This is a genomic window from Novipirellula aureliae, assembly GCF_007860185.1.
GTDB classification, from domain to species: Bacteria; Planctomycetota; Planctomycetia; order Pirellulales; family Pirellulaceae; genus Novipirellula_A; species Novipirellula_A aureliae.
Genome location: NZ_SJPY01000012.1, coordinates 21,398 through 40,456, shown reverse-complemented (window position 1 = coordinate 40,456; position 19,059 = coordinate 21,398). Strand labels below are relative to the sequence as shown.

General features: G+C 52.7%; 15 protein-coding genes. 13 read left to right on the top strand and 2 right to left on the bottom strand.

The window, feature by feature from the left end:
• The first annotated feature begins 555 nt into the window (after positions 1 to 555).
• Both Q31b_RS26345 and Q31b_RS26340 read left to right on the top strand, forming a co-directional pair.
• Positions 556 to 1,656 (top strand): anti-sigma factor family protein, encoded by a 1,101-nt coding sequence (locus Q31b_RS26345; protein ID WP_146602663.1) that lies wholly within the window; start codon positions 556 to 558, stop codon positions 1,654 to 1,656.
• 61 nt (positions 1,657 to 1,717) lie between these two features.
• Positions 1,718 to 2,671, top strand: coding sequence for a putative 2-dehydropantoate 2-reductase (locus tag Q31b_RS26340; protein ID WP_231617873.1), 954 nt, complete (start codon positions 1,718 to 1,720; stop codon positions 2,669 to 2,671).
• On the opposite strand, the gene Q31b_RS26335 is transcribed toward Q31b_RS26340, so the two are convergent.
• On the bottom strand, positions 2,668 to 2,847 hold the full coding sequence (locus Q31b_RS26335) for a hypothetical protein (RefSeq protein ID WP_146602662.1): 180 nt from the start codon (positions 2,845 to 2,847) through the stop codon (positions 2,668 to 2,670). The two genes, Q31b_RS26340 and Q31b_RS26335, sit on opposite strands and share 4 nt — an antisense overlap.
• A gap of 334 nt (positions 2,848 to 3,181) precedes the next feature.
• Positions 3,182 to 4,525, bottom strand: coding sequence for a glutamate-1-semialdehyde 2,1-aminomutase (hemL, locus tag Q31b_RS26330; RefSeq protein WP_146602661.1), 1,344 nt, complete (start codon positions 4,523 to 4,525; stop codon positions 3,182 to 3,184).
• Between the two features lie 555 nt (positions 4,526 to 5,080).
• Here hemL and ftsH point away from each other — a divergent pair.
• The 11 genes from ftsH (at position 5,081) to Q31b_RS26275 (ending at position 18,964) form a co-directional block, all read left to right on the top strand.
• Positions 5,081 to 7,150, top strand: a complete 2,070-nt coding sequence (ftsH, locus tag Q31b_RS26325) for an ATP-dependent zinc metalloprotease FtsH (protein ID WP_146602660.1) — start codon at positions 5,081 to 5,083, stop codon at positions 7,148 to 7,150.
• The gene (gene rsgA, locus Q31b_RS26320) at positions 7,150 to 8,406 is read left to right on the top strand and encodes a ribosome small subunit-dependent GTPase A (protein ID WP_231617872.1); all 1,257 of its coding nucleotides are present in this window, start codon (positions 7,150 to 7,152) and stop codon (positions 8,404 to 8,406) included. The genes ftsH and rsgA overlap by 1 nt, the downstream gene beginning before the upstream one ends.
• Positions 8,407 to 8,448: 42 nt before the next feature.
• The gene (locus tag Q31b_RS26315) at positions 8,449 to 11,223 is read left to right on the top strand and encodes a serine/threonine protein kinase (protein WP_146602659.1); all 2,775 of its coding nucleotides are present in this window, start codon (positions 8,449 to 8,451) and stop codon (positions 11,221 to 11,223) included.
• A gap of 93 nt (positions 11,224 to 11,316) precedes the next feature.
• Complete coding sequence (locus Q31b_RS26310; protein WP_146602658.1) at positions 11,317 to 11,706, top strand: hypothetical protein; 390 nt, start codon at positions 11,317 to 11,319, stop codon at positions 11,704 to 11,706.
• 329 nt (positions 11,707 to 12,035) lie between these two features.
• Positions 12,036 to 12,788 carry a UMP kinase gene (gene pyrH, locus Q31b_RS26305; protein ID WP_146602657.1) on the top strand — a complete coding sequence of 251 codons (753 nt, stop codon included), beginning with the start codon at positions 12,036 to 12,038 and terminating at the stop codon, positions 12,786 to 12,788.
• A 134-nt stretch (positions 12,789 to 12,922) separates the two neighbouring features.
• A complete protein-coding gene (gene frr, locus Q31b_RS26300) occupies positions 12,923 to 13,483 on the top strand; it encodes a ribosome recycling factor (protein ID WP_146602656.1) in 561 nt (186 codons plus the stop codon).
• Positions 13,484 to 14,024: 541 nt separating this feature from the next.
• A complete protein-coding gene (locus Q31b_RS26295; protein ID WP_146602655.1) occupies positions 14,025 to 14,708 on the top strand; it encodes a hypothetical protein in 684 nt (227 codons plus the stop codon).
• Entirely contained in the window at positions 14,705 to 15,691 is a 987-nt protein-coding gene (locus tag Q31b_RS26290; RefSeq protein WP_146602654.1) for an HTTM domain-containing protein, read from the top strand. The genes Q31b_RS26295 and Q31b_RS26290 overlap by 4 nt, the downstream gene beginning before the upstream one ends.
• 297 nt (positions 15,692 to 15,988) lie before the next feature.
• A complete protein-coding gene (locus Q31b_RS26285) occupies positions 15,989 to 16,801 on the top strand; it encodes an MlaE family ABC transporter permease (protein ID WP_146602653.1) in 813 nt (270 codons plus the stop codon).
• The gene (locus Q31b_RS26280; RefSeq protein WP_197172422.1) at positions 16,798 to 17,622 is read left to right on the top strand and encodes an ABC transporter ATP-binding protein; all 825 of its coding nucleotides are present in this window, start codon (positions 16,798 to 16,800) and stop codon (positions 17,620 to 17,622) included. Before Q31b_RS26285 ends, Q31b_RS26280 begins: the two co-directional genes overlap by 4 nt.
• A gap of 118 nt (positions 17,623 to 17,740) precedes the next feature.
• On the top strand, positions 17,741 to 18,964 hold the full coding sequence (locus Q31b_RS26275; protein ID WP_146602652.1) for an MlaD family protein: 1,224 nt from the start codon (positions 17,741 to 17,743) through the stop codon (positions 18,962 to 18,964).
• Positions 18,965 to 19,059: the final 95 nt, after the last annotated feature.

Genomic DNA, 19,059 nt, shown 5'->3' with positions numbered 1-19,059 from the left:
ATCGGAAATTCTCCTGGTTTGGCCCATAGCAATCCGAATGGCTCCGATCAGAAAACCTGGATATTTCGGAAAAAAATCAAATAGGTCTCGTTCATTGCCGCCACCGGGGGGCGTCCCACGGCAGTGCCGTGGGGAAAGTCCAGCCCACGCACTACCCTCCGTCCGGTTCCGGGGTAAATGCTTGACGAAGAGAAACCATGGCAGGGAAGATGCGTTCGAAAAAGTGGTCTTCTTGTCTGGAAATGCACTGTTTTCGCCGCCTTGCGTCTCGGCGAGGCCAGCAGCTTTTAAGTCTTTTCGTAGCATGTTGTTATGCGAATCGTTCCTGTTTTTTCAGCCACTGGGAAGGCGGGGATCTCCTGCTGCCCGTGTTCCCCGGCGGAAGGTCGGCGACGAGTGGATGTCATTGGAGGGCAATATTGGAGATCAATGTCGCCGATTATTGAACACTTTAACAATTGAGCGCGTAGAACCTCATAATGCGGACGTCATAATGCGGACGTCGGAACATCGGTTGTACGTCGGCTTTCGTTTACACGGAATTGCGTTTTTGTTATGCACGAAGACTTGCTCGGATATTTGCTCGGCGCTTTGGAGCCACACGAAATGCAGCGTGTGGCTGAATTGCTCCGAGACGACGCCGAAATGAGAATCGAGCTAGAGAAGCTTGAGCGGGCGCTGCGTCCTTTGGAGGATCACTATCAGCCACCTCTGAGCCCCCCTCCAGATTTGGTTTCCAAGACCATGTCGGCGTTGCCGCCGCTACCAATCCCAGCGAACTCGGAGTCGAGCGATTTTCCGCTGCCGGAGGATGCCTTGGCGGGTTTTCCTGTGGCCGCGATGAATGACGGCGTCGAGACACCCGCCCGCAGCGGTTCTGGCTGGGCCGATTGGATGGCCAGTGCGCTCAGCGCAGCAGTTCTGCTCGCTCTCATTCTCCCATCGCTTGCGGAAGGGCGGTTTGAATCGCGGCGCGCCGCTTGCCAGGATCAACTTCGTCAATTCGGCACAGCCCTCACCCAGTTCGTCAATCGTGACGAACAGTCGCGTCTGCCTGCCGTGGCCAAAGAGGGGCCTGAAGCTTTTGCGGGAATCTATGCTGTGCGTCTTAATGAAGCGGGGCTATTGGGCGACGTTTCAAGTGGCCCGACCACCAGAGATTCAAGCAGCGAGCATTACATGTTATCACGCTGGTGCCCATCACTTGGTCGGCCTACCGCAAACGCCTTCTCGAAAAGTTCGATCGATCACGTCGCAACGATCGACGAACTCCATCACGCCGACCATGACACGCTTCGTGAGCTCCAGCAATTAGCCGGTGGTCATTATGCTTACACCCTCGGTGTCGTCGACGGGAACGATTTTGGATCACCAAAATTCGAATCACGCTCCTCTTTTGCCGTGATGTCGGACTCGCCAGGTAACCAATTCATAGGAAGCCAGGGGCCGACAAGCAGTGCGTCGCATGGCAGGTTGGGTGTGAATATCTTGTATGAAGATGGACGTGTCCAATTTGTTTCGCTAAGTTCACTTGGCAGCATCCCAGATCATCCATGGTTCAACTATCGAGGTGACGTCGAAGCGGGCGTGAACATTGACGACGCTTCCTTGGCTCCGAGTTGGCGACCACCATTCGCCAACGTGCGTCAGCGATAGCTGGTTGCAAAACCCACAATGGTTGCGATGCCCCCTACAGGGAACGCAATGGTCAAACCTCATGTCACTCTTTAAATCCATGAAAAAACAAACCTATGCCGTCATCGGTTCCGGAGCATTAGGCGGGCTCTATGGTGCAATGTTGGCTCGTGCCGGTCACGACGTCCATTTTTTGCTGCATCGCGATTATGGGCACGTTTCGACTCAGGGTTTGACGATTGAAAGTATTTGGGGCGATTTCCATCTACCAAACGTCTTGGCTCATCCGTCCGCCGATACCATTCCGCCCGTTGATGTGACGATCGTTGCCTTGAAAACGACCCAGAATCATTTGCTGGTCGATTTGCTGCCGCCTCCCACTCGTGAAGGGGGCGTTGTTTTCGTTCTGCAAAACGGTCTCGATGTCGAACAACAATCCGTTGAGGTTGTCGGCAAGGAAAGAGTTTTTGGCGGTTGTTGCTTTCTATGCAGTAACAAGATCGGCCCAGGGCACATACGACATATCGATTTTGGAAAAATCGTCTTCGGCCAATATGGAGAAATTAGCGATGTCATGACCGATAAGGGCAAACGGATTTGTGCCGAACTGAACGCCGCCGAGGTCGACGCTCAATTCGCGGACGATTTAGCCGTCGTCCGTTGGCGCAAACTAATGTGGAACATTCCGTTCAACGGTCTGTCCGTTGTCCTGAATGCGTCGACCAAGAGTTTGATGGATAATGTCGAAGCGTGCCAATTGTCGGATGCGATCATCCGCGAAGTGCATGCCGCTGCCGCAGCGTGCGGTGTCGAAGTACCCGATGCGGCAATCGAAATCACGCTCGAGAACACGCGGAAAATGAAACCTTACGATAGTAGCATGAGGCTTGACTATCTGAACAAGCGGCCAATGGAAGTCGAGGCGATCTTAGGCAATCCGCTAAGGGTCGCCCAAACTTTCGGGCACGAAATGCCACGTGTCGAAATGCTGTATCAGCAGCTCAAGTATCTCGATGCCTGCAACGCAAACCTCTAAGCCAAGTCTTGGTCGACTTCCTCTTCCATCGTCACCCCAAGCCCTTTTAGCACTTCGTTTAGTTGGGCATCGAGTGCGTCGAGTTGTAGTAGTACGTCATCCTGCCGACGTTCCAAATCGAGAAGAAGTTGTCCAGGTTCAAGCGTTTCGACATTCGAAGTCGGAGTAGGCGACATATTCAAACGGTCTAGTAAGATGGGCCAATGACGTGATCGAACCAATTTCAATTGGTCGATCGGTGTTCATGGGCGATTCATCGACTTCGTGCAGGCAGCTGCCGTAGCCCCGGTCCGGTTGTTCCCGTCCGGCAAAGTTGGCAAAGATTGCCGATTATTCCGCATCGACCGTTCAGGTGAGGTTTAGGGGGGCAGGGGGCTTCCGAGAAGTTGGATCCGGTCGTGTCGATTGTGTTAGAGGTCGATTGTGTTAGAGATCGATTGTGTTAGAGATCGATTGTGTTAGAGATCGTCTCGTCAACAGCGTGGAATGCGGAATATTGGAAGCGCCGATTCATTGAAAGCAGGGGTGCTTAAGCACTTCGCATGCTGCATCGATCGTTTCTTGGATCAATGCTTTGGTGTGAGTTTGGCTGAAGAACAAAGCTTCGAATTGGCTACACGGCATGTAGACGCCCTTGCCCATCATCCCCCAGAAATAGTTGGCAAACTGTTCGCGGTTCGATTGGTCGGCGTCAGCCCAGCACCGGACCGGCTGGGAATGGAAGAACAGCGTCATCATGCTGCCGACCCGTTGTACTTGGTGAGTGACGCCAGCATCGGTGGCTGCTTTCGCCAACCCCGTCGCCAATTGCTCGCCCCGTTGCTCCAATTGCTCATAGGGCGGATTCTCTTTCAGGATTTTGAGCGTCGCGCTACCGGCGGCAACGGCAACAGGGTTGCCGCTCAAGGTTCCTGCCTGGAAAATCTTTCCAGCCGGCAAGACTTGCTCCATAATCGATGCACGACCACCATAGGCACCGAGCGGCATGCCGCCACCGACGATTTTTCCAAGCGTGGTCATGTCGGGAGTGATTCCAAATCGTTCTTGAGCACCTCCATAAGCCAAGCGGAAACCGGTCATCACTTCGTCAAAAATCAAAACGGTTCCCGACTTTTCCGTGAGCTCGCGCAGCGAGACCAAGAACTCTTTACTCGCGGGCACACAGCCCATGTTTCCGACCACTGGTTCCAAGATGACCGCCGCGATTTCGCGATCGTACTGGTCGAATGCGGCTCGTAATTCATCAACGTTGTTGTACGACAAAACGATCGTATCGTGTACGGCGCCTTTGGTCACACCCGGTGAATCGGGGGCTCCGAGGGTTGCCGCGGCACTTCCAGCGGCCACCAGGAGACTGTCGACATGACCGTGGTAATTTCCTGAGAATTTGATAATCTTTTCGCGGCCCGTTGCGCCTCGCGCGACACGAATCGCACTCATCGTCGCTTCGGTTCCGCTGTTGACCAATCGCACCCGTTCGATACTGGGAACCGCCTCGATAATCTGTTCTGCCAACCTCGATTCGGCTTCCGTCGGGGCACCATAGCTTGTTCCTTTTTCCGCTGCTTTGGTGATCGCATCGATCACTTCTGCATGAGCATGGCCGAGAATCATCGGCCCCCAAGAGCCGATGTAGTCGATGTAGCGGCGGCCATCGATATCGAACAAGTAGGGGCCTTTTGCATGTTCGATGAACAGCGGCGAACCTCCGACGGCACCAAATGCCCGCGCAGGGCTGTTAACCCCGCCAGGCATTAAACGGCACGCGCGCTCAAAGGCTTCCCTACTACGGTTTCCCGCCGAACGTAAAATCGCTGAGCTGTCATTTACTTGATGTGTCGATGGAGTTGACAAAACGTGGGTATCCAAAATTTGTGCAAAAAATATCGAAATCGTTCCGAAGCAGTTTAAGGCAAATTGCAAAAACGGCAACGTGGCCAGGCGTTCGGCGGCGTAAAGGGGAAGTCGAGCTCCTCGATAGCCGCTTACCACAGCGAAGGGTCACAGCGAAGAGTCTTGTTTCGAGCAGCCCGAATTCCATCCTTTTAGGGGAAGGTATCAGGTTGTCACGTCGGCCAGGTCGAGCGTTAATCTTGCGAACACCACCCTTCTACGAAAACTCCTCGGTCCTGCCGGTTAGGCATTTCCCCACTTTACCGATACAATCTTTCACTGCGACCGATTTCTTGGGCGTGACGAATCGCTTGCTAATTGGCTAAACTACTGCTGAGAGGATGAATTGCTGACTCGCAGATTCGCGTTTGGCATGATTTAAGCGGTCTTCATCCGCTCGCGACCAAACACGAATACCGCTAAAACTACTGCCAAATAAAACTACCGCCAAACGATTGAAAAGCCAGTTTGTCTGTACCAGACAACTCTAAAACAGACAACGGAAAAAGGAACGTAATGGATAATAGGTCCGACCAGAAAGAGCCAGGAAAAACCGATTCAACCGAGCCGAAGCGAGGGAACAATTCATTCTTGATTGCGGTGGTCGTCGCTGCCCTGATTGCGATGCTGTTCTTGAATCGCGGCTCCGATCCTCAAGAAATCCCGATTAGCTTTTTTCTTGACCAATTGGCGAAAAACAACATCGAAACGGTTGAGATCTCGGATCGAAATGTTTACGGGACGTTTGGGATCGCACCAGATGCCCCCGAGATTTACAAGGACGGGAAGCGAGTCAAGCCGACCGACGAGAATGGCAAGCCGATTAAATTGGACAAGAAGTTCATGTTTGTCCAGTCTTCCGATGCCGGTGCATCGCTGCGGTTGCAGGAAAAGCTAGACGCCGCCGACGTGCCCTACAGAATCTTGCCGCCCGATAACACACAGCAAATCATCAGTGCGATTGCTTTTATCGGCTTGCCGCTGGCCATTCTGTTTTTCTTGTTCATGATGCTTCGTCGTACTCGCAGCGACATGATGGGGGGCGGCTTTTTGTCGGGATTTAGCAAAAGTCCGGCGAAACGGTTTGAAGCTAACGAGAAAATGATCACCTTTAACGAGGTCGCTGGTCTCGAGGGCGTCAAAGCCGATCTGCAGGAAATCGTCGACTATTTGAAAACACCCGAGAAATTCCAACGTCTTGGCGGCTTCGTTCCCAAAGGCGTGCTCCTCAATGGTCCTCCGGGGACCGGGAAGACGCTGCTCGCGCGGGCGGTGGCTGGGGAGGCGGGGGTGCCGTTTTTCTCGGTCAATGGCAGTGAATTCATCCAGATGTTTGTCGGGGTGGGGGCCAGCCGCGTTCGAGATCTGTTCCGCACAGCAAAAGACAATAGTCCAGCGATTATCTTTATTGACGAAATCGATGCGGTCGGTCGTCAACGTGGTGCTGGATTGGGTGGCGGTAACGACGAACGCGAACAAACACTAAACCAAATTTTGGGCGAAATGGATGGATTTTCGTCCAATCAAGCGGTTATTGTGGTCGCCGCGACGAACCGCCCCGACGTGCTCGATCCAGCTCTACTGCGTCCCGGTCGTTTTGATCGACACATCACGGTCGGCCGGCCGACGATGAAGGGCCGCGAAGAGATTTTCAAGGTGCACGTTCGCGATGTACCGCTCGGCGACGATGTCAACCTCAAGCGTCTGGCGGCCGGAACCGTTGGGTTGACCGGCGCTGATATTCGAAACATGGTCAATGAAGCCGCCCTGTGGGCGGCTCGCAACGACAAAAAACTTGTCGAGATGGAAGACTTTGAATACGCCCGCGATAAGATCTTGATGGGGGCCAAGCGGGAAGAAATCTTGCAGGAAAGCGAAAAGGAGAAGACCGCTTATCACGAAGCGGGACACACCTTGACCGCCTGGCACTTGGAAGGTGCCCACGTCGTTCACAAAGTGACGATCATTCCGCGGGGCCGAGCGCTTGGCGCGACTCAGTATGTGCCGAGCGAAGATCGCTTGAGTATCAGTAAAAAAGAACTCGATCACCAATTGATCGTGCTGCTCGGTGGCCGCGCGGCAGAGAAAATTATCTACAACGAAACGTGTGTTGGTGCAGAAAACGATTTGGAACGAGCCACCAGTATTGCGAGGAGAATGGTCACCCATTGGGGGATGAGCGCAAAACTTGGGCCGGTTAGCTACAAGACCTCCGACGAGGATCCGTTTTTGGGCCGCGAAATTCATCAACAGCGAAACTTCAGCGAACATACGCAAGAGATGATCGACGAAGAGGTTGCAAAGATCTTGCTCGAAGCCGATTTGAAAGCGGAGCAGTTGTTGCGTGAGTATCGCAGCGAACTCGAAACGATCACTCGCGCTCTGCTTGAAGAAGAAGAGCTTGGCGAAGCCGAGTTGACCAATTTGATAGGGCCGTCGATCCAGTCGAAGAACCATAAAAAAGGTGATCCACCGGCTCCAGGGCAAACGATTGCACCTGAAAGCGACGCCGCACACCGGCCTGGGTCTGCCGTCGGTGGCCAATCCAAGTCATCGGACGGCGAGGAGCCGTCTGCTGTAACTTGATGGCAAAGAAAAAACGCGAGAAGCAGCGAACCGACTTTCGCAAAAAGCATCAAGGCCGTGTCCGTCAAGGCGACATGACGCGGGCGTTCCGCATGGGCGATCCAAACGATATTGCCGATTTGGTCAACCAAGAGCGGGTTAGCGGCAAAGGTGATTTGACGAGAAAGCGAACCGTCATGTCACAAACTCTCGAAAAAAGCGATGTCCCAAGCCACGATTCGCCAAACGCTAACTCGCCAAACGCTGATTCGCCAAACGCTAACTCGCTAAACGCTAACTCGCTAAACGCTAACTCGCTAAACGCTAACTCGCTAAACGCTAACTCGCCAAACGCTGATTCGCTAAACGCTGGACGCGTCATCAGCGTCCATGGGTTGAAAAGCAAGGTGCTTGGCGACGACGGTGAATTCTACGAGTGTGCGGTTCGTCAAGTCCTCAAGTCGCTTAATATTGAGCAACGGAACGTCATCGTCGCCGGCGACCGCGTTCGCTTTCGCGCCGATTCGGCGGTGGATGGGATGATCGAAAGTATCGAACCACGAAGTGGCGTGATTAGTCGCACCAGTAAGGGACGTCAACATGTCATCGCGGCCAACGTCGATTACCTACTGATCATCACCTCGGCCGCCCAGCCAGGTATCAAGCCCGCCCTGATCGACCGATTCCTGCTCACCGCAGAACATTGTGGAGTCGAACCGGTCATCGTCATCAATAAAGTCGATTTGGTCGACCCTGTGCCGTTGCAACCAATCATCGGCGTGTTGGCATCCCTCGGATACCGGGTCTTGCTGACCAGCGCCGAAACGGGGGTCAACATCGAGTACCTTAAGGAGTTAATGTCAGGCAAACAGACGGCGCTTGCCGGCCAAAGTGGAGTGGGGAAAAGTAGTTTGCTCAACGCCATGGAGCCTGGGTTAGGGTTAGCCGTTTCGCAGGTAAGCTTGGACAATGAAAAAGGGCGGCACACGACCACAGCGACGACGCTGATTCCGCTTTCCAGTGGTGGTTCGGTATTTGACACGCCTGGAATTCGTCAATTCCAACTTTGGGACATCGCGTCGAATGAGGTGGCGGGTTTGATGCCCGATTTGCGTCCCTATGTAAGTGGATGCCGCTATCCCGATTGTTTGCACCTGAACGAAGATGGATGTACAGTAAAAAATGCGGTCGCGGATTCGCGGATCGACGCTCGACGCTACGACTCTTATTGTCATTTGATTGAGGAATTGATGATCGAAGAGGAGTCGCGTCGGTAGCTTTTCGTTGACCATATCGGGGGTTCCGATTAGGATAACGTCATGAATTCTGGTGACCCCATACGAACCGATGCATCGACAATACATCGCGGCATGAGTGACCCTCAACGGGGGAGTGCTGTCGAGGCTGAATCGGCGTCTGGTCCGGATCTTCCAAAAGCGGAATCCAATCTTAGCGAGATTGAAGAAGCGAAAACGATCATTCGGCGTTCTCCTCTCTCGGACGCACCGCCGACAAACGATTCGAAATGGACACGTTCGAATCGCACGCCCGCATCGGTTGCAGGAGTGCTATTGGGTCAGCGGTTGAATCATTTTTTGCTAGAGGATTTCATTGGTGGCGGCGGGATGGGGGCAGTCTTCCGGGCTCGCGATGAGCAACTCGACCGCATCGTTGCGATCAAGGTCATTCCGTTTGTTGGCAACGATGCCGATCTGAAACGACGCTTTCGCAATGAGGCGCAAAGTGCTGCGAAATTGGATCATCCAAGAATCGCGAAGGTCTTCGATGTTGGAACGGATGAGGATTGGCACTATATCGTTTTCGAATATATCGAAGGGATCAATATCCGCGACTTGGTCACTCGCGATGGCGTGCTTTCGATTGAGGACGCTGTTTTCTATACGTGTCAGTTAGCCGAGGCGATCAATCATGCGTCCCATCGGGGGATTGTTCATCGCGATATCAAGCCCTCCAATGTGTTGATTGGTGAAGGCGATTGCATCAAACTTGTTGATATGGGTTTGGCGCGTTCGGACAACCTCGATTTAACCGAGGACATGACCGCGAGCGGCGTGACGCTTGGAACGTTTGATTACATTTCACCCGAGCAAGCGAACGATCCTCGCGACGCCGATGTGCGAAGCGATCTCTACTCCCTCGGTTGTACGTTGTATTTCATGTTGGCAGGCGAACCGCCTTATCCGGGTGGCACGATGCTGCAAAAGCTAATGCATCACGGCAAGACCCCGCCACCCGACATCCGCTTGACTCGCGATGAGGTCAGTGACGACTTGGCTGCCGTCATTCAGCGGATGCTGGCCAAGCAACCGGATGATCGCTACCAACAAGCGGAGGACCTCATTGCCGATTTGCATGAGGTCGCTTACCGAGAAGATTTGCAACGGGTTCAAGCGATTGCATCGGTGCCAGCCGCTTCATCGAACGAGTTGGCTCTATGGCTACAAAAACATGCACCTTGGCTTGTCGCTGTGAGCATTTTGATCGTGGTTTCCGGAGGATTGTCACTATCGAGCGAGTTGGCAAGAGAGAAGTTTCCAATCTCGGTGCCGGCACGAACGAGTGTATTGAGTCTTGCTGCGGATTCGCAATCGACGCCGCCCCCTCTAAACCCCCAAATTCCAAACGCCCGTTCAGCTCTACCGCCCACGCTCGAGTTTGGTCTGAACGACTTGGACGGCAATCTCGGCTCGCCACTCGTTTCAGCCGACAATGAAAATGCTTTGTTAACGCCGAATTTAGGTCCGCTTCGTCCTTCACCTATCGATTCACGGTCGGTATCCGATCCACCTCGGTTTCGTGACCTACCCATTCCTGAAGAGCTTAGCCGACTCAGCTTTCCTGCAAATAATCCGTTGCCAGCACCGATACAGCCGAAGGCTGAGGATGTGAAAGCGCTCCTGATTCGTGTCGAACAGACGCAAGACCATTTGGAGCCTCGCGGACCGAGCGATGCGATCGAATCGAATCAGATTGCGATTGCAGCATCGCTTGAAGAGGCGATTGAGATGGCAAATGAATTGGACGTGAACCGAATCGAGTTAGCCGAAAAGCAGATTCGCTGCGGTCCGTTGGTCATTGAACGCGACGGGCTCGTGATCTCTTCGGTGGTAGGTGGAACGGTAGTCATCTTGGAGGACGATCAAGAAAGCTTGACTCGACCTGACGAGTGGATCGACGTCGGTTCAAATCGAATTGAATTTGAGGGCATCCATTTGCACTGGACCGTGCCCGCGGATTTGATGGGCGGTGGTTGTATTCTGTCCGTAAATTCGAACCGCTTGGTCCGCTTTCGCGATGGAAGTATTACCATCGACAATCAAACGCGACACGACGATATCGTTGCGTTTCGGATCGGCACCCGGTCTGAATCGGCGAATCGCCAAGCTGCGTTGCCGCTGGTTTCGATGGAGTTGTCGAACGTTTGCATTCGTGGGCAACTCACGATGGTCACGATGGACGCCGCAGCCGAGCTGCAACTCCGCTGGGATAACGGTTTGATGGCAATCAGTGGACGAATGATCGACACCGCTGGGGCCGCTATAAAGCCACTCCCCTCAGCCCGTCCAATCCAACTATTGCTGGAACAAGTCATCTTGAAAGCCCCCCAGGGGTTTGTGCGAATGCGATTGAGCGATCAAACCCCTTATCCACTACAAATCGATCGCGAAGCGAAGAACTGCGTCTTCATCTCCACACCGAATGTTCCGGCTGTGGAGGTGGTCGGGACACCCACGCTAGACAACACGCCACCTTTGTTGGTCCTTCGTGGCGAAGCAAACGCCTATGATACGCAGTCCGATTTGTCGGATGTTATGCTGCGAATTGTCGACGAACAGGGAGATCGCCGACAATTCCCCATGTCGCTTCTGCGCAGCGCAACGCCGTCATGGGCGCAAGAACGTTCGTCTCGGTGGGCAGTCGATTGGGCATCGGAGCATTCTGAATTCCAAGACGATCACGAACTTTCAACAAGTGATTTCCGCCAATTCGGAGCGATCATTAGTGGATTTCGCGAAAACTCGCTCTCCATTTTAAGCCCGCAATCCGCTGATTCGCAGCGGGATCCAAGTTGATTTTCAGCAATCTTACGCTACGATATTGTCCGTTGGTGGTGTCTCCCTCCAATTTTACCCACCTGTTAACAAAAACTGTCCTCGGAGAAATCCATGAAGCGATTTGTCATCTCGTTCGGTCTCTTGTGCCTCTTTGTTTCGCCTGCCGCAGCCATTAACGAATTCAGTAAGCAATGGAAGGCGGAGTATGCCGGTGACAAAGCCGATGAGGAGTTTGTCAAAACCGTGCGGCGCGCTGGATGCTACGTATGCCACGTCAAATCGGAAAAGAAAGAGGTTCGTAACGAATATGGCAAGGCAGTTAGCCAGTTTTTGGATGCAGAGGACTTTTCGAAAGATTACGTAAAGGCAAATCCCGAGGAAGCAAAAAAGAAAATTCTTGAAGGGATCAAAAAAGCAAATGAGCTAAAAAGTTCGGACGGAAAAGCCTTCGGTGACAAAATCAAAGCGAACGAACTTCCGGCGACCGACGCCAAGTTGTAGCCCGGTTAACAGCACAGAATCTTAGGGGCGTGCTTTGTCACCGCTTGATTTTAGGCTTGGCACCCGAGTGGCTGGGGCATCTTGCCCCAGGAAGCTGCGGCTGGAAGCCAGAGCCACGAAAGAGGCTTACCCTCATTCTTCGTCGTGACAAAGCCGTCGTGGATCGTTCACAATGGATCCGCTACCGGCACCGTAATTTCTTCCCTGGCTAGGCATTCGCTTAGCGATTGTTTTGGTCAAGTGGTGCGACAGACGGAAGTTTTTCTGTATACTTTGGAGCGAACGCTTCGAATTACATATCCGACTTACCTGAAAAGCCCCATTGAGCCATGTCTGCTGATTCCTCCGCAAAGTCTTCCTTGCATTTCAACCGTGTTGTCCTGAAGCTTAGTGGCGAGAGTCTGGCCGACGCGGGTGGCCGAGGAATTAGCGCACACGAAGCGGGTGAAATCGCTCGACAAATCAAGCAAGCTCACGATACGGGCTGCCAGATCGCCATCGTCATCGGCGGTGGGAATATCCTTCGTGGTGCCCAGTTCTCTGGTTCTAACGCGCTTGTCCATGAAGCAACCGCTCACTACATGGGCATGTTAGCGACAACGATTAACTCACTTGCGATGCAAGATGCGCTCGAATCGCACGGTTTGCAAACGCGAGTGATGTCGGCAATTCCAACTGAAAAAATTGCCGAAACCTTTATTCGCCGACGAGCGATTCGACATTTGGAAAAAGGCCGAATCGTGATTTTAGCGGCGGGGATTGGCAATCCTTTTGTGACAACCGACACGGCCGCGGCCCAGCGGGCTCTCGAGCTTGAAGCGGACGTGGTTTTGAAGGCGACGCGGGTTGACGGTGTCTATAGCGACGATCCTGAAAAGAACCCTCATGCGGTCCTGTACGATACCCTAACCTACACCCAGGTGATCGAGAAGAAACTTCGCGTCATGGACGCTACTGCGATTGCGTTGTGTAGCGAACATAGCAAGCCAATTCTTGTTTTCAACTTCAAACGAGATGGGAATATCGTGCGAGCGATTTCGGGTGATATGGTCGGCACTTGGATTGGTGAGCCGAAGAAATAGGTCGTGTCAACGGTATCTCGCTTCGAAACCGGATTGCGATTAAAATTGGCCTAACGGGATACGGACTCTCAGTGAAACCTCACTTTGAATGCGCATCCCCTTTCCCTTCCACTGCACATAAAAAAGGATTCAAGATGCCCAGCGATGATATTCTAGTCGATACCGAAGAGCGAATGGAAAAAGCGATTTCGGTACTAAGTAATAACTTGTCCGGAATTCGAACGGGACGGGCCAACCCCGGGCTTGTCGATTCGATCAAGGTGGATGTCTACGGGTCGGCAACTCCGTTGAAGCAACTCGCTTCGGTCGGTACCCCAGAACCTCAGCAAATCGTGATTCGTCCCTACGATACCTCAACGATCAAAGAGATCGAAAAGGCAATCGTTGCTGGCGATTTGGGTTTGAACCCACAAAACGATGGCCGTATCATTCGTCTGAACGTCCCACCTTTGTCGACGGACGTCCGCAAGAAGATGGTTTCAAGAATTAAAGAGTTGGCGGAGGACGCGAAAATTGCTGTGCGAAACATTCGCCGCGATGCGAACAAAGCTCTCGACAATTCAGAAAAAGAAAAAGAGATTTCGGAAGACGATCGTGATTCTCTTAAGGGCGACGTGCAAGAATTGACCAAGAAATTTGAAGCAAAGGCGACGGAGCTGGCCAAGGCTCGTGAAACCGAAGTACTCGAGGCCTAACGCTTCGTCAAAATATAACTTTCGGGTTGTTGTTTTTGTCTGTGGCTTCCAGCCGCAGAACGGGGGCTGGAAGGCCCAGTCACGTTATTCGGCGCCCTAAAGTAAAATCGGGACAAAGCCCTAGCGCTGCGTCAATATTAAAAATGAGGGTTGTCGTCCACTACGCGACAACTAGACCTTGACGCACCACTCGTGCGGATAAACAGGGGTTCCCCGGCGGAAGCCTGGGAACACGATGGGGGGAGGCCGCTGAGAATGGATCAGCAAACTAGCCTCCGCCCTAAAAAAAACATGACTTTCTCGGCAACTTCCAAGCTGAGGAGACGCGAGCCTCCAAGCCTCCCGTTACAAGGCGGAAGCCTTCTAACGAGTTCTTCGAGTGCCTTCGGCGCGGCATTGGAAGGGGACTCGTTACCTCGTCCGCTACCGACCATCCGAAGGCTAACATAAAACGATGTCGCGCAAATCAAGGTCAGCTACGGCAAAGCCAACTCGACGAAATGGGTTTCGTTTTCGCTGGTTAATCAACGCTGGTATTCTCATGCATTTGACGGCCGTCTTCGTGCCTCCGCTTGCGTTTCAAACCCGTGGTCCCATCGGAAGCTCGCCTTCGATAGAAACGCTCATCGCACCCGTCCGTCGCTATTCGCAGTTCTTATACATCGACCGTGGCTACGCTTTCTTCGCCCCCGATCCTGGACCAAGTCATTTGATTCAGGCTGCAATGGACGACGGTGAAAATAGCAGCGTAGCGGACGCTCCGATGACGGAGAGGATGATTCCGGACCTCAAGGACCAGTGGCCTCGGCTGTCATATCACCGCCATTTTATGTTGGCTGAGTTTCTCAATGAGATCTATCATCCTCAAGGACCGCCGTCTTCGCTTGTCGAACAAAATCTGGAGGAAGCTAGCCGATGGCAACAATCGCGGGCACGCTATGTCGCCGTTCGCAATTCGATCATAAAACACCTCGAACATGAAAATCCTGGTAAGCGAGTTCGCATTCGTAGGCTTGAACATCGGCTTCCCAGTTTTGTGGAAATGATCAACCACCCGATCGAATTGGATGATCCGCAACTGTACCGCATTTTGGCCGATCCGGCGTTCGCATCCGGCGAGAATACGGAAGATGTCGCCCCACTTCCGAATCCAAACCTTCTCCCGAAAGAACGCAATTCGATACAGCTCTTTGAGGATGATCGATCGGAGGAGAGCTTGCAATGATTCAAGTCTTGAGCGCGGCTGTGAAGAAGGGAACGACGGATTGGCTTCGAGATAGTGTGGCCGCCTGGGATCGATTTTGGTTTTCGCCTCGATATCCGCAAGTCCTCGGTATCCTGCGGATTGCGACCGGCCTGATGCTGCTCTATTGCCACTGTGTACTGGCCAGCGAGCTGTTTCGTTTTTTAGGCGATCATGCCTGGATCAACAATGCGACTGCGGTTCAATTGCATGATGGCTCGTTCGGCGTAGCGGATGCGGGTTGGAGTTATCTGTGGTATATCGAGAGTCCCACGGTATTGGTGGCCCATCACGTTGTAACGATCCTCATCACCGCTGCTTTTGCGGCCGGAATGGTTACCCGTCTCACGGCACCGGCAGCTTGGTTTCTGCAGCTCATGTATCTGCATCGACTGACCGGTGCATTATTCGGGCTTGATCAAATTGTGACCTATCTAACGATGTACTTGATGTTAACACCGGCGGGAAGCTGTTATAGCGTCGACGCGTGGTTGCGGCGAACGTTCGCGGACAAGTGTTCGTCTCGCCGAAAACTCGCTTGGTTGTTCCCCGAAGCCACCCCGAGTGTCGCTGCAAACGTAGGCACACGATTGTTTCAGATTCATCTGTGCGTGATCTACTTGTTTGGTGGCTTATCAAAAGCAAGAGGTGAACTTTGGTGGGATGGGACGGCCACGTGGTTTGCGGTCGCCAATTACGAGTACCAATCGCTCGATATGACTTGGATTGGTGAGTATCCGCGAATTTTTTCGTCGCTAACTCACGTCACGCTGTTTTGGGAAATATCGTATGCGGCCTTGATTTGGCCTCGCCTGACCCGACCGATTGTTTTACTCATTGCGTTGGCGGTTCATGGTGGAATCGCAATATGCATGGGAATGGTTACGTTTGGTACGATGATGATTATCGCCAATTTGGTCTTCATCGAGCCTCATTGGTTGCTAGCAAGCCCGTCGGATGAATGAGCACGACGGAATTCGGTACCGATGGCGAATTGCTGAAACCGCTTCGTGGAAAAACGGAGTCGAAACGAAGGCGATACTCACATCATGGTGGTTCAAAGCGCTCAGAGTGAAGCCCGAGGGTGTGGGTAAAGGTTCTCACCCAAGTTCGAAACGGAGGTCCTTAAAATTTTACTAATCCTCAAAGTCTACCTAGCCGATAAAGAAGGAAGTCTGTGAACTTCGAGTCCGCTTAGGTGAGTAACGTAAAACGTGTCGGAAGGATCCAAAGCAGTTTCGCGGTTTTCGACGGACGGTCCGATGACTCGCTGGGTCACCGAATGGGGATCCGCTGTCGTCGATGGGGTGACCATGGTGGGCGACATTACGTTGTTCGCTTGGCAGATGTTCCAGTGGTTGTTCACGCGACTGCCAAGACGGGGGACGATGCTTATTAATTTTTATCAAGTGGGTGTGCTGAGTTTACCGGTCGTCGCGCTAACGGGCACATTTATCGGCATGGTATTGGCCGTCAACAGCTACCAACAATTTGACATATTAGGTTTAGAATCGCGGCTCGGAGTCGTCATCAACAAATCGCTCGTTCGCGAGCTTGGGCCGGTTTTGGCAGCCACGATGTTGGCGGGCCGAGTCGGCAGCGCGATGGCGGCGGTACTCGGAACGATGCGAGTGACCGAGCAGATCGATGCATTGACGACGATGGGCGCGGACCCGATCCACTATTTGGTTGTACCTCGGTTTCTAGCGTGTATCTGTTTGATCCCCGCTTTGACAGTCATGGCTGACTTTATGGGAATCGTCGGCGGTTATTTTTACAGTGTTGTGATCTTCGGGATCGACCATGCTGCCTACCTCAATCATTCGCGTGACAACGTGATGGGGTACGATCTATTCAGCGGCATCTTTAAGAGTTTTTTCTTTGGTGGCGTGATTGCAATTGTCAGTTGTTATCGTGGATTTCATTGTGAAGCGGGAGCGGAAGGAGTGGGCAAAGCCGCGACGGCTGCTTTCGTTTATTCGTTTGTCTTGATATTGGCGATTGACTTGGTGCTCAACATCTTGCTCGATTCCCTATACTTTAGCTTCTTTCCTCCAGGCCCCTCGATCCTATGAGTGAAACGATGTCGGATGAACTCGTACGTTGCGAGGGCGTGACGATGGTCTTCGATCATCACACGATTTTGCGTGAGATTGACGTTTCGATCCTGCGGGGCCAAACGGTCGCCGTGATCGGTGAAAGCGGTTGTGGCAAGACGGTCTTTATGAAAACCATCGTGGGCTTAGTCAAACCGACCAAGGGCACCGTTAGCTTCGATGGTCGCGCGCTCAACGATATGACATTGCCTGAGCTCACACAGACTCGAAAACGGTTTGGGTTTGTGTTTCAGAATGCTGCCCTCTTCGATAGCATGTCCATTTTTGAGAATATCGCATTTCCGATTAGGCAAAACGAGATCGCCTCGGAATCAGAGGTCCAACAGCGGGTAATGCAGTTATTATCGGAGGTTGGGTTGCCGACGGAAGTTGCCAAGAAGTATCCATCGGCATTGTCAGGCGGGATGAGGAAGCGTGTCGGTCTGGCTCGAGCTCTCATTTTACGCCCTGAATTGATCGTCTACGATGAACCGACGACAGGACTCGATCCGATTATGAGCGACGTCATTAACGAATTGATTTTGGAAACGAGGCGACGGTACCCGGTGACAAGTGTTGTTGTGACGCATGACATGCATACGGCTCGAAAGGTGGCAGATCGTGTTTTGATGTTTTATCCACGCCGCCGTTTGGAAGCAGGCGAACCTCAAATTCTTTTTGATGGTTCGCCAAGTGATTTAGAGAACGCAGAGGATCGGCGCGTTCGGCAATTTGTACGCGGGGAAGCTGGCGAGCGACTCAAAGAGATCTCGCTCGAGTCTTCTAGCCTTTCCCTTTGAGTGAAGGGCCTATCCGAAAAGGGGTCTGACCCTCTCCGGCAAGGCCAAAACGTCTTATAATCGACTTGCCTTCAAAGGGTCAGACCCCTTCTCGGAAAGGCGCAAAAAAGACAAAACCATGGACGATAATAAACTTAGGTTCGGCGTCGGCGTGCTTGTCATTTCCTCGATCGGGATCGGCATCATTTTGACGTTCCTGTTTGGTGCGTTTCCCGACGTGTTGAGCCAAGACTACAAGTTGTCAGTAAAGTTCCCATCGGCCGAAGGGGTTGGCCCGAACACGCCCGTACTACGCGATGGGGTACGAATTGGACGCATCGAAGATATCAATTTGTTACCGGAAGGGGGCGTTTTAGTCAGTCTATCGATGGACCCGGCGCAAAAACTCGAACATCGCTATATCCCTGTGATCGGAAACGGATCATTGGTTACCGGCGAATCAACGGTCGAATTCGTACGGGCGGATCCAGCGAAATTGGCTGAGATTTTCCCCCAAGACACCACCATCGTCGAGGTTCCTTACGGCGACGGCGATTATCTCGACTATGGTGAAAGAAAGTTAAATCCCTATAGTGCTATCGTCAATATGGAACAGCAAATGGCCGATACCCTCGAGTCGATACGCAACGCTGGCGAATCGGTTTCGCGTGCCGGCTCGAATGTGAATCAGTTGGCCGTTGACGTTCAAGGGACGGTCGGGCAAGCCGACGAGAAGATCGATCGAATTTCCGAAGAAGCTGTCATCGCTCTCGAAGAGTTTCAAGGCGCGATGCGAGAAGTTCGTGAGTTGGTAGGAAACCCTGCCCTGCGAGATGGATTGCAAGATTCGATTGCGTTGCTGCCAAATTTGCTCAATGATGCCCAGAAGACACTTGAAAGCACTCAGTCGACTTTTGAGGGGTTGCAAAGGGTCAGTGATCGATTTGAGCGAGTCGGTGCCGAGGCCGAATTGACCGTTGCGTCGGCGCGAAAAACAGTTGACAGTGTTGATCGAACGGTTCGCAATGTCGAAATGTTCACTCAGCCGTTGGCCGAACGCGGAGGAGAATTGGTCGATCAGGTCCTGCGAAGTCTAGCCAGTGTCGATCGGACGCTGATCGAAGTCGAAACGTTTGGCAAAGCCTTCAACAACTCGAATGGTTCGTTCCGCAGGTTTTTGGAAGACGATGATATCTACTACGATATCAAGCGAACGATAGGCAATATTGAGGAGGCTTCCGCACGCATTCGTCCTATTCTCGATGATATCCGAATCTTTAGCGACAAAATCGCTCGTGACCCCAGGGAACTAGGTGTTCGAGGTGCGATATCACAACGAGCGTCAGGCCTAGGTCTGAAATAGATGCGACCTGGGGAGACCCTCACCCTGCCATCGTTCATTCCTGCTTCGGGTGTTTGGTGAGACAGCCGCTATTTAATGGGAGAGCTGAGCGATAA

Excerpts from the sequence above, each read along its gene's own strand:
- Q31b_RS26280 (WP_197172422.1), top strand. The coding sequence starts at position 16,798 with ATGAGTGAAACGATGTCGGATGAACTCGTACGTTGCGAGGGCGTGACG.
- frr (WP_146602656.1), top strand. The coding sequence starts at position 12,923 with ATGCCCAGCGATGATATTCTAGTCGATACCGAAGAGCGAATGGAAAAA.
- Q31b_RS26340 (WP_231617873.1), top strand. The coding sequence starts at position 1,718 with ATGTCACTCTTTAAATCCATGAAAAAACAAACCTATGCCGTCATCGGT.
- Q31b_RS26285 (WP_146602653.1), top strand. The coding sequence starts at position 15,989 with ATGACTCGCTGGGTCACCGAATGGGGATCCGCTGTCGTCGATGGGGTG.
- Q31b_RS26275 (WP_146602652.1), top strand. The coding sequence starts at position 17,741 with ATGGACGATAATAAACTTAGGTTCGGCGTCGGCGTGCTTGTCATTTCC.
- pyrH (WP_146602657.1), top strand. The coding sequence starts at position 12,036 with ATGTCTGCTGATTCCTCCGCAAAGTCTTCCTTGCATTTCAACCGTGTT.
- Q31b_RS26315 (WP_146602659.1), top strand. The coding sequence starts at position 8,449 with ATGAATTCTGGTGACCCCATACGAACCGATGCATCGACAATACATCGC.
- Q31b_RS26295 (WP_146602655.1), top strand. The coding sequence starts at position 14,025 with ATGCATTTGACGGCCGTCTTCGTGCCTCCGCTTGCGTTTCAAACCCGT.
- Q31b_RS26310 (WP_146602658.1), top strand. The coding sequence starts at position 11,317 with ATGAAGCGATTTGTCATCTCGTTCGGTCTCTTGTGCCTCTTTGTTTCG.
- Q31b_RS26345 (WP_146602663.1), top strand. The coding sequence starts at position 556 with ATGCACGAAGACTTGCTCGGATATTTGCTCGGCGCTTTGGAGCCACAC.
- Q31b_RS26335 (WP_146602662.1), bottom strand. The coding sequence starts at position 2,847 with ATGTCGCCTACTCCGACTTCGAATGTCGAAACGCTTGAACCTGGACAA.
- rsgA (WP_231617872.1), top strand. The coding sequence starts at position 7,150 with ATGGCAAAGAAAAAACGCGAGAAGCAGCGAACCGACTTTCGCAAAAAG.
- ftsH (WP_146602660.1), top strand. The coding sequence starts at position 5,081 with ATGGATAATAGGTCCGACCAGAAAGAGCCAGGAAAAACCGATTCAACC.
- Q31b_RS26290 (WP_146602654.1), top strand. The coding sequence starts at position 14,705 with ATGATTCAAGTCTTGAGCGCGGCTGTGAAGAAGGGAACGACGGATTGG.